This is a genomic window from Pseudomonas sp. FW305-70 (assembly GCF_058783925.1).
The window spans coordinates 45,774-56,217 of the sequence record NZ_JBYSYZ010000041.1; the positions used below are offsets into that span (position 1 = coordinate 45,774).

The window sequence follows — 10,444 nt, forward strand, 5'->3', positions numbered from 1 at the left end:
AAAAAACTATTCGGCTCGGTGCGGCCGAGGGGTGCTCAAGGCCTGGGCGATCCAGTTCAGCACATCGGCGACGATTTCATCGCGGTTGCTCTCGTTGAACAGTTCGTGCCGGGCCTGCGGGTAAACGGTCAGTTGCAGGTGCTGGCTGCCGGCCGCCCGCAACGCGTCGGCCAGATCCTTGAGACGTTTGCCTTCGCTCACCGGATCACATTCACCGCCAATCACCAGCAGCGGCAGGCCCGGGTCGATCTGGGCGAGATTGGACGCTTTGCTGATTTGCTGCAAGCCACCGAGCAAATCGATCCACAGTTGATTGGTGCAGCGGAAACCGCAGAGCGGGTCGTTGACGTACAGGTCGACCTGCGCCGGATCACGGCTGAGCCAGTCGAACGGCGTGCGTGCAGGTTTGAATTTGTTGTTGAACGAACCGAACGACAGCCATTCGATCAATGCGCTGCGTCCTTTGCCGCCCTGGCGCAGGCGTTCGAAACGGGCGATTTGCCGTGCCGCGCGATAAAGCGCCACGGGCTGGAAGTTCGAGCCGCTGAGGATGGCCCCGTGCAGGCTGGCACTGTGGTGCAGCAGATAGGCCTGGGCGATGTAACTGCCCATGCTGTGACCGAGCAGCACGATCGGTGTGCCAGGGTGCTGCTGGCCGATGTGCTGGTTGAGGCACGCCAGGTCGCTGACGACCTTGCACCAGCCATCGTCATCGGCGAAATGCCCCAGGGTCCCGTTTTCGGCAGTTTTGCCATGTCCACGCAGGTCCGGCGCACACACACCGTAGCCCTGATCACAGAGTTTTTCCGCAAGGGCTCCATAACGGCCGCTGTGTTCGGCCATGCCATGGGCCAGCATAATCATTGCCTTGAGGCTGCCGTCGGGTAGCCACTGGTTGACGAAGAGGCGGCTGTGGTCGCTCGTGGTCAGCCAGAAAGTGTCATGGATCATGGCGGTTCCTTTGCACTGAGTCGTTGCATTGTATAGCGCATCCCGCTGCATGCGTCTGATCAGCCCACAGCAAGGCTGGAAGATTCACACGATCAATGACGGCTTTGCGCATATTTGCCTGAATCGCCATAGCTGCTAGTGTCCGTGAAGCTCCGCTTTTCGCTTTCAGCCTTTGAGGGATCAGGGAGAAATGACAGAAAAGCGGCCCCGGATAGATTCAGGTAAAGAGGACAAGAACAATGCAACCTGATTTCTGGAATGACAAACGCCCGGCCGGCGTACCCCTGGATATCGATCTGGGAACCTACAAGTCGGTGATCGAGGTGTTCGAGCGTTCCTGCAAGAAGTTTGCTGACCGCCCTGCGTTCAGCAACATGGGCGTGACCCTGACCTACGCCGAACTGGAACGCCAGAGCGCTGCTTTCGCCGGCTACCTGCAAGCCCACACCGACCTGGTGCCGGGTGACCGCATCGCGGTGCAGATGCCCAACGTCCTGCATTACCCCATTGCCGTGTTCGGCGCCTTGCGCGCCGGGTTGATCGTGGTCAACACCAACCCGTTGTACACCGCGCGGGAAATGCGTCACCAGTTCAAGGATTCCGGTGCCCGGGCGCTGGTGTACCTGAACATGTTCGGCCAGAAAGTCCAGGAAGTGCTCCCCGATACCGACATCCAGTACCTGATCGAAGCGAAGATGGGTGACCTGATGCCCACCGCCAAGGGTTGGCTGGTCAACACCGTGGTGAGCAAGGTCAAGAAGATGGTCCCGGACTATTCCTTGCCCCAGGCCGTCTCTTTCAAGAGCGCATTGCGCATGGGCCGTGGCCTGGGCATCAAGCCGCTGAAGGTCGGCCTCGACGACATCGCCGTGCTGCAATACACCGGTGGCACCACCGGCCTGGCCAAGGGCGCGATGCTGACCCACGGCAACCTGGTGGCGAACATGCAGCAGGCACGGGCCTGCCTCAGCCAGTCGGCCAGCGACGGCCAGCCGCTGCTGCGTGAAGGCCAGGAGGTGATGATCGCGCCGCTGCCGCTGTACCACATCTATGCCTTCACGGCGAACTGCATGTGCATGATGGTGACGGGCAACCACAACGTGCTGATCACCAATCCACGGGACATCGCCGGCTTCATCAAGGAACTGAAGAACTGGCGGTTCTCGGCGCTGCTGGGGCTCAACACACTGTTCGTTGCGCTGATGGATCACCCGGATTTCAAGACCCTGGACTTCTCCAGCCTCAAGCTCACCAACTCCGGTGGCACTGCGCTGGTCAAGGCTACGGCCGAGCGCTGGGAACAACTGACCGGTTGCCGCATCACCGAAGGTTACGGCCTGACCGAAACCTCGCCGGTGGCGTGTACCAACCCCTATGGCGAGCAGTCCCGGATCGGCACGGTCGGCCTGCCGGTGCCGGGCACCACGCTGAAAGTCATCAGCGATGACGGCGTCGAACAACCTTTGGGTGAGCGCGGCGAGTTGTGCATCAAGGGCCCGCAGATCATGAAGGGCTACTGGCAGAAACCTGAAGCCACGGCCGAAGTGCTGGATGCCGAGGGCTGGTTCAAGTCCGGTGACATTGCGGTGATCGACCCGGACGGTTTCGTGCGCATCGTTGACCGCAAGAAGGACATGATCATTGTCTCGGGTTTCAACGTGTACCCGAACGAAATCGAAGACGTGGTGATGGCTCACCCGAACGTCGCCAACTGTGCGGTCATCGGTGTGCCTGACGAACGGTCGGGGGAGGCGGTGAAGCTGTTCGTGGTGGCCCGTGAAGCGGGCGTCAGCCTTGAAGAGCTGAAGGCGTACTGCAAGGAGAACTTCACGGCGTATAAAGTACCGAAGCACATCGTGCTGCGTGAGTCGCTGCCGATGACGCCGGTGGGCAAGATCCTGCGGCGGGAGTTGCGTGATATCGCCTGATCGGTGAATGGCCGATCCCTGTAGGAGCGAGCTTGCTCGCGATGGACGTCAACGATAACGCGCCCTGTTTGTATGATCGCGTCGTCCGGACGTTTTTCGCGAGCAAGCTCGCTCCTACAGTTTTAGCGCGGAAGCCCCGATTTTCGGGGCTTTCAGGGAGGTATAGAATTTTTGCTCTAAAATGACCAATCACTAGTCTTGAGTCACAAATGTGACCGTAGAGGCCGCTTTTGGCTCTAGTCGACCCTTGGCAAAGCTGCTACTCTCGGCGCGCTTTGTGACTTCTCGGCCTTCTATCAGCCAGATTCACCAATGACCAAACACCAATAATAATCGCATCAAATGCGGTGCTGAATTCGCGTTGCTGAGGAGTGGGCTTCCATGATCGAAGACTTTTGGAAGGATAAGTACCCAGCTGGGATTGCTGCTGAGATCAATCCAGACGAGTATCCGAATATTCAGGCAGTGTTGAAGCAATCCTGCCAACGCTTCGCCAACAAGCCGGCATTCAGCAACCTGGGCAAGACACTCACCTACGGTGAACTGTACGAATTGTCCGGTGCGTTTGCCGCTTATCTGCAACAGCATACCGATTTGCAGCCTGGCGATCGAATCGCCGTGCAACTGCCCAACGTGTTGCAGTACCCGGTTGCCGTCTTCGGCGCCATCCGCGCCGGGCTGATCGTGGTCAACACCAACCCGCTGTACACCGCGCGGGAGATGGAACACCAATTCAACGACTCCGGTGCCAAGGCTCTGGTCTGCCTCGCCAACATGGCGCACCTGGCTGAAGCCGTGGTGCCGAAAACTGGCGTCAAGCACGTGATCGTCACCGAAGTCGCCGACCTGCTGCCGCCGCTCAAGCGCCTGCTGATCAACAGCGTCATCAAGTACGTGAAGAAGATGGTGCCGGCCTATCACTTGCCAAAAGCCGTCAAGTTCAACGACGTGCTGAGCAAAGGCCAGGGCCAGCCAGTGGCGGAAGCCAATCCGGCCAGCAGCGATGTCGCTGTGCTGCAATACACCGGCGGCACCACCGGCGTGGCCAAGGGCGCGATGCTGACCCACCGCAACCTGGTGGCGAACATGCTGCAGTGCAAGGCGCTGATGGGGTCCAACCTCAATGAAGGTTGCGAGATCCTGATCACGCCGCTGCCGCTGTACCACATCTATGCGTTCACTTTTCACTGCATGGCGATGATGCTGATCGGCAACCACAACATCCTGATCAGTAACCCGCGTGACCTGCCGGCGATGGTCAAGGAACTGTCGAAGTGGAAGTTCAGCGGCTTCGTCGGTTTGAACACACTGTTCGTGGCCCTGTGCAACAACGAAGGCTTCCGCAAACTGGACTTCTCCGCGCTGAAAGTCACCTTGTCGGGCGGCATGGCCCTGCAACTGGCCGCGGCCGAACGCTGGAAGGCGGTCACCGGTTGCGCCATCTGCGAAGGCTACGGCATGACCGAAACCAGCCCGGTGGCCACGGTCAACCCGATCCAGAACATCCAGATCGGCACCATCGGCATTCCGGTGCCGTCGACCCTGTGCAAAATCATCAACGATGCCGGTGTCGAACAACCGATGGGCGAAATCGGTGAACTGTGCGTGAAGGGGCCGCAGGTCATGAAGGGTTACTGGCAGCGCCAGGAAGCCACCGATGAAATCCTCGACAGCGAAGGCTGGTTGAAGACCGGTGACATCGCGCTGATCCAGCCTGACGGCTACATGCGCATTGTCGATCGCAAGAAAGACATGATCCTGGTGTCCGGTTTCAACGTGTACCCGAACGAGCTCGAAGACGTGCTGGCGACCCTGCCGGGCGTGCTGCAATGCGCGGCCATCGGTGTGCCGGACGAGAAATCGGGCGAAGCGATCAAGATTTTCATCGTCGCCAAGCCAGGCGTGACCCTGACCAAGGAGCAGGTGATGGAGCACATGCGCGCCAACGTCACCGGCTACAAGGTCCCGCGCTCCGTGGAGTTCCGCGATGCACTGCCGACCACCAACGTCGGCAAGATCCTGCGTCGTGAATTGCGCGATGAAGAGCTGAAGAAGATCAACGCGAAGAAAGCCACCGCGTAATCGACAAAAAGCCCCGCGGATGCGGGGCTTTTTGTTGAGGCCAATCTTGGGGGCAGGGGGCTTTTGTGGCGAGGGGGCTTGCCCCCGTTCGGCGGCGCAGCCGTCGCAAATCAGATCAACTCGGTGTGTCTGACAAATCTCAGTTGCGGGTTTTGGGGCCGCTTCGCAGCCCAACGGGGGCAAGCCCCCTCGCCACAAAGTTCTGTGAATTATTGGCGAAACGGCGCGAAGTTGACGTTGGTGCCCGCCGGGCGCATGTCTTGCAGGAAGGAGTCCTTGTCGGCGCTCAGTTCCAGGCTCAATGCAGCCTTGCGCTTGCCTTCATTGCGCACCACCAGCCCTTCGAGTTTCTCGCGCAGGAACACGGTCGGCACTTTCAGGTGCAGCAGCTCGTCGGTGGCCGGCGTGTGCATCAGCAGGTGGATCCACTCGTACTGACCGATTGCCAGGCGCGTCACCGGGAGGTCGAACCACCAGATGTTGCGATTACGGTTCAATTCGGCGAAGTGGCAGTTGTTGACGCCAAGCACAGCACCGCCGAGTTCCTGGTTTCTGCGGGCAATGGCCTGCTTTTTATCGAGTTTCATAACATTCCTACGGGATTGGATCTTCAGCGCCATGGCCTGAACGTGTTGCGCATTCTCGGGGGTTGGCCCGCAAACATAAAGCGCAACCTGCACTGAACGATGAAATGTCGTGATGAAAATAAATGAAACTCCCTGCAAAAGCCCCCGGTCAACCTTGTGTAACGACTTTTCCTCCGAATGAAACGTTCACAGGAGAATCACCATGAGCAGCACAACCGATAAAGTCAAAGGCATGGCCAATGAAGCCGCTGGCAACGTCAAGCAAGGGGTGGGCAAGGCCACCGGTAACGACAAATTGCGCGCCGAAGGCGTGATGCAGGAAAAGAAAGGCGAAGCCCAGCAGGCGGTTGGTAAAGCCAAGGATGCACTGAAAAAAGGCATCGACAAGGCGTGATCCGGCCTTTAATAAAGTTATGAAGCGGCCATCCTCAGATGGCCGTTTTTGTGTCAGCCTGAACTTGAGGGAGGAAAATGTTTCAAAGTCGCGAAACAGGCTGATTTGATGTAGAAAACGGCCCCTGAGTCGCCACGACTTCAACCCAATTCCGTATGCGGCGAATGGAGACGCGAATGATTTTTCCGGACATGAGAGGCCTGCCTCTGCACCGTGTGATGATGCGCACGGTCACCGAGTTCATCGCCGACGAGATGTCGACCTATGCCTCGGCGCTGGCCTATCAAATGCTGTTTTCGCTGTTTCCGTTCATCCTGTTCCTGATTGCCCTGATCGGCTTCCTGCACCTGCCGGACTTCTTCTCCTGGCTGCGCCTGCAATCGGAACTGGTGCTGCCGCCCCAGGCGCTGGAACAGGTCAACCCGGTGATCGACCAGCTTCAGCAGTCCAAGGGTGGTTTGCTTTCGGTGGGTATCGTGATTGCGCTGTATACCGCCTCCGCCGGTGTGCGGCTGATGATGAGCGCGATGAACGCGGCCTACGACGTGGTTGAAGGGCGCCCGCTGTGGAAACGCTTTCCGTTGTCGATCATCTACACCGTCGGCATTGCCGGCATGCTGCTGATCGCTGCCGCACTGATGGTGCTCGGGCCGCAGGTGATGGGCTGGATCGCTGCGCAAGTCGGCCTTGAGTACTTTATCGTCACGCTCTGGACTATCGCGCGCTGGCCGGTGATCGTGATTCTGCTGATGGTCGCGGTGGCGCTGATCTACTACGTCATGCCCGACGTCAAACAGGAATTCCGCTTCATCACACCGGGCTCGGTGCTGGCGGTGGTGGTGTGGATCATTGCCTCCCTGGGCTTTGGTTTGTACGTCAAGGAGTTCGCCAACTACAACGCCATGTATGGCAGTATCGGTGCGATCATCGTGCTGTTGCTGTACTTCTACATTTCCGCCGCGGTGCTGCTGCTGGGCGCGGAGATGAACGCGGTGATCGAACACATGTCGCGAGAGGGCAAGGACCCTGGGGAAAAAGTGGCTGGCGAGCATGGTCCCGTCCATGAGGAAAAACACCACGTCTCGGGCCTGGGCCGCGATCACTCAATCAAACCGACCATTGATGAAACCTGATCATGATTCGTGAAATTCTGAAAATGGGCGACGAGCGCCTGCTGCGCATTGCCCCGCCAGTGCCGGCCGAGATGTTCGACAGCCCCGAGCTGTGGCAACTGATCGATGACATGTTCCAGACCATGGAGAGTGTGGGGGGCGTTGGCCTGGCGGCGCCGCAGATCGGCGTCGACCTGCAACTGGTGATCTTCGGTTTCGAGCACAGCGAACGTTATCCGGATGCCGAGGCCGTGCCGCAGACGATCCTGATCAACCCCTTGATCACACCGCTGAGCCCGATCATGGAGGAGGGCTTCGAAGGCTGTTTGTCCGTACCCGGCCTGCGCGGCGCGGTGCAGCGTTACCAGCAGATTCGCTACGAAGGTGTCGACCCCAAGGGCGAGCCCATTGTGCGCGTTGCTTCGGGGTTCCACGCACGGGTGGTGCAACATGAGTGCGACCACCTGATCGGCCGCCTGTACCCGTCGCGCATCACCGACTTCAGCAAGTTCGGCTTCACCGAGGTGATGTTCCCGGACCTGGATCCCAACGCCGACGATTAATCCAGATCCACCACAAAACCAATGTGGGAGCGGGCTTGCTCGCGAAGACGGCTTGATATTCAACAACTGAATTGACTGACCCACCGCCTTCGCGAGCAAGCCCGCTCCCACATTCGATCTTCGTCAGGCTTGAGAAGGCGCCAACCCCATCGCAATCATCGGCTTGCTGCGCGCATACCGGCTCAACCGTTCAACCATCGCATAAGGCATCGGCGGATCGAACGTAAACCCGTGTCGCTCATAAAACCCGCGCAAGTCCGGATGACAGAACAACCACACCGGCAGTTCGCAATCCTTCACCGCAGCCGCAATCAACCCGGCGGCAACCCCTTGTTCCCGGCACTGCGGATCGACAAACAACCCGGTCAGCCAATGCCCGCCGGACACCGGACGCAAACACAGTGCGGCCACGATTCCGTCACGCCGGGCCACCCAGAGCTGTGCGTCGCGCACGGCTTTCATCGACGATTGGTGAGCGCGATAGAACTTGTTCATCAATGGCCATAACGGCTCGTCAAGCAGGGTGTAATGGGTGTCGGGCATGGTCTCGGACTGTCGGTGGGCAAAGCGGCGATTATAAAAGAACACGCGCGCCGGGATAGGTGTATACCTGATCTCACATCCCCATGAGTGGAGTACGCATCATGTCCAAAGGTATGGATTCAAAGAAAGCAGACAAGAAAAAGCCGGCGAAAACCGCTATCGAAAAGCGCGCCGACAAGAAAGCCAAAAAGGTCAATGTGTTCGGGCATTGAGCCTGCGCTGACCGATCGCTCCCGCGCAATGCGGGAGCGATCACATTGCAAATAATCTGCAAGAAATCCGGGCGTCGTTGCACAGAAGAGGATTGGTCCCCGATCCGAGCAATGCCATGCCTCATTATTTCGATGCAGCCCACCGAGAAGAAATCGAAACCCTGCGCCAACGCCTCACCGCCCGCACCGAGTGGCCGACCTGGTTGCTGTTGATTGGCGTGTACAGCGCTTGGTTCGCCCTTATTCTGGCCAGTGATTCATTGGGCCTGTGGTTGAGCACGTTGTTGCTGATTCCCGTGGTGGTGGTGTGGCTGTCGGTGCAGCACGAACTGCTGCACGGTCATCCGACCCGCTGGCCGCTGTTGAACAAAACCCTTGGCTACGCACCGTTTGCCGTCTGGTATCCCTACACCTTGTATCGCGACAGCCATTTGCTGCATCACCGCGATGAAGACCTGACCATCCCCGGTCGCGATCCGGAAAGCCGTTACCTGAATGCCGAGCAGTGGCAGGGCAGTTCGTTGTTCGAACAAGGCCTGCACTGGTTGAACAAAACCGTGCTCGGGCGCTTTCTGCTCGGTGCGCCAATCGCCTTGATGACGCTGGCCCGGGAAGAACTGCAACGCCTGAAAAGCGGCGAGCGCCAGGCCTGGTTGATGTGGCTCAGCCATGGCGCATTGACTCTGTTGATGCTGCTGTTCATCGCGCGCTACAGCGTGTTGCCGGTGTGGCATTACCTGTTCCTGATCAGTGTGCCAGCGCTGTCGATCGCCATGATTCGCTCCTACTATGAACATCGACCTCACGCGGCGCCGGAGCAACGTACCGTGCTCAATGAAGCGGCGTGGCCGTGGCGTTGGTTGTTCCTGAACCTCAATTTCCATCTGGTGCACCATGAGTTGCCGGGGTTGCCCTGGTACGACCTGCCCCGCGCCTATTGGGCCCGCCGCGAGCAATGGCTGGCGCGTAGCGGCGGGTTTTTGGTGCGGGGTTATGGGCAGCTGTGGCGTGAATACGGCGTAAAGGCCATCGACAGCCCGAGGCATCCGTTTTACTGATGCGTAGATCACCTCCAAACCCTGTGGGAGCGGGCTTGCTCGCGAATGCGGTGTGTCATTCAGCATCGATGTTGGCAGAGACGACGCCTTCGCGAGCAAGCCCGCTCCCACAGGGAACTTCGTGGTATGGAGATACGATGATGACCCAACACATCGCCGAATTGCTGATGTACACCGCCCCCGAACCCATCCACCAGGCCAACGAACGCTGGCTGGCGCGAATCCTCGAGCACCTGGGCGAAACCCGCGGCGATGCCGCAGGCCTGTCACTGATGGAGATGTGGTTGTCGCCGCATTTGCTGCTCACCCAAACCTGCGGCTATCCGCTGATGACGGCCTTGCGCGGCAAGGTCCGGGTGCTGGGGCGACCGCGTTACGAGCTGCCGGACAGCCGCGGCGGCAATCACTGCAGTCTGATCCTGGGGCGCGTCGATGATCCGCGACAGACCCTGGCGGATTTTCGCGGCAGTCGAGGCGTGATCAATGGCCATGACTCCAACAGCGGCATGAATCTACTGCGCCACCGGTTGGCGCCGTTGCAGCGTGACGGGCGTTTTTTTGCCGAGCTCGGCATCAGCGGCAGTCATCGCGAAAGCCTGCGCTGGTTGCGCGAGGACCTTGCCGATCTGGCGGCCATCGACAGCGTGACATTTGCCTGTCTGGCCCGATACGCCGAGGAGGAAGTGACCGGTTTGCGCGTGATTGCTCGCAGTGCGCTAAGTCCTGCGTTACCGTTCATTACTGCCGCAACGGTCAGCGATGAGCAGGCTGAAACGTTGTTGCAGGCGATGAATCAGGCGTTGCGCGAGTTGCCTGACGTTGCCGAAATCCTCGGTTTGCTGCAGGTGCTGCCCGCCACTGAAAGCGATTATCAGGTTGTGCTCGATTATCAGCGTGAGGCCGAGATGCTGGGATATGGAGATTTGCGATAGGGCGCAAATGTCGGGTCGACAGGTCCATTTTTCGCGGGCAAGCCCGCTCCCACAGGGTTTCGGAGTACCTGTGGGAGCGGGC

General features: G+C 59.2%; 10 protein-coding genes. 7 read left to right on the forward strand and 3 right to left on the reverse strand.

Annotated elements, in window-relative coordinates:
• Positions 1-6: 6 nt before the first annotated feature.
• Positions 7-951, reverse strand: a complete 945-nt coding sequence (locus AC3WN7_RS23800; RefSeq protein ID WP_102675615.1) for an alpha/beta hydrolase — start codon at positions 949-951, stop codon at positions 7-9.
• 239 nt (positions 952-1,190) lie between these two features.
• Between AC3WN7_RS23800 and fadD2 the strand changes: the two genes are divergently transcribed.
• Both fadD2 and fadD1 read left to right on the forward strand, forming a co-directional pair.
• Positions 1,191-2,879 carry a long-chain-fatty-acid--CoA ligase FadD2 gene (gene fadD2, locus AC3WN7_RS23805; RefSeq protein WP_095967926.1) on the forward strand — a complete coding sequence of 563 codons (1,689 nt, stop codon included), beginning with the start codon at positions 1,191-1,193 and terminating at the stop codon, positions 2,877-2,879.
• A 381-nt stretch (positions 2,880-3,260) separates the two neighbouring features.
• The gene (gene fadD1 / locus AC3WN7_RS23810) at positions 3,261-4,961 is read left to right on the forward strand and encodes a long-chain-fatty-acid--CoA ligase FadD1 (RefSeq protein WP_102675616.1); all 1,701 of its coding nucleotides are present in this window, start codon (positions 3,261-3,263) and stop codon (positions 4,959-4,961) included.
• Between the two features lie 209 nt (positions 4,962-5,170).
• Here fadD1 and AC3WN7_RS23815 read toward each other — a convergent pair whose 3' ends face one another.
• Positions 5,171-5,548, reverse strand: a complete 378-nt coding sequence (locus AC3WN7_RS23815) for a hypothetical protein (protein ID WP_008054262.1) — start codon at positions 5,546-5,548, stop codon at positions 5,171-5,173.
• Between the two features lie 202 nt (positions 5,549-5,750).
• On the opposite strand from AC3WN7_RS23815, the gene AC3WN7_RS23820 reads away from it, so the two are divergent.
• The 3 genes from AC3WN7_RS23820 to def all read left to right on the forward strand — a co-directional run bounded on the left by AC3WN7_RS23820 (position 5,751) and on the right by def (position 7,617).
• A complete protein-coding gene (locus tag AC3WN7_RS23820; RefSeq protein WP_102675617.1) occupies positions 5,751-5,942 on the forward strand; it encodes a CsbD family protein in 192 nt (63 codons plus the stop codon).
• A 176-nt stretch (positions 5,943-6,118) separates the two neighbouring features.
• On the forward strand, positions 6,119-7,075 hold the full coding sequence (locus tag AC3WN7_RS23825) for a YihY/virulence factor BrkB family protein (RefSeq protein WP_095967923.1): 957 nt from the start codon (positions 6,119-6,121) through the stop codon (positions 7,073-7,075).
• A gap of 2 nt (positions 7,076-7,077) precedes the next feature.
• Positions 7,078-7,617, forward strand: a complete 540-nt coding sequence (def, locus tag AC3WN7_RS23830) for a peptide deformylase (RefSeq protein ID WP_015096556.1) — start codon at positions 7,078-7,080, stop codon at positions 7,615-7,617.
• Between the two features lie 123 nt (positions 7,618-7,740).
• Here def and AC3WN7_RS23835 read toward each other — a convergent pair whose 3' ends face one another.
• Positions 7,741-8,160, reverse strand: coding sequence for a GNAT family N-acetyltransferase (locus AC3WN7_RS23835; protein WP_102675619.1), 420 nt, complete (start codon positions 8,158-8,160; stop codon positions 7,741-7,743).
• Positions 8,161-8,488: 328 nt separating this feature from the next.
• Here AC3WN7_RS23835 and AC3WN7_RS23840 point away from each other — a divergent pair, with 328 nt between their 5' ends.
• Together AC3WN7_RS23840 and AC3WN7_RS23845 are read left to right on the forward strand one after the other, a co-directional pair.
• Positions 8,489-9,430 carry a fatty acid desaturase gene (locus tag AC3WN7_RS23840; protein WP_102675618.1) on the forward strand — a complete coding sequence of 314 codons (942 nt, stop codon included), beginning with the start codon at positions 8,489-8,491 and terminating at the stop codon, positions 9,428-9,430.
• 140 nt (positions 9,431-9,570) lie between these two features.
• The gene (locus AC3WN7_RS23845) at positions 9,571-10,362 is read left to right on the forward strand and encodes a phosphate/phosphite/phosphonate ABC transporter substrate-binding protein (protein ID WP_102675620.1); all 792 of its coding nucleotides are present in this window, start codon (positions 9,571-9,573) and stop codon (positions 10,360-10,362) included.
• Positions 10,363-10,444: the final 82 nt, after the last annotated feature.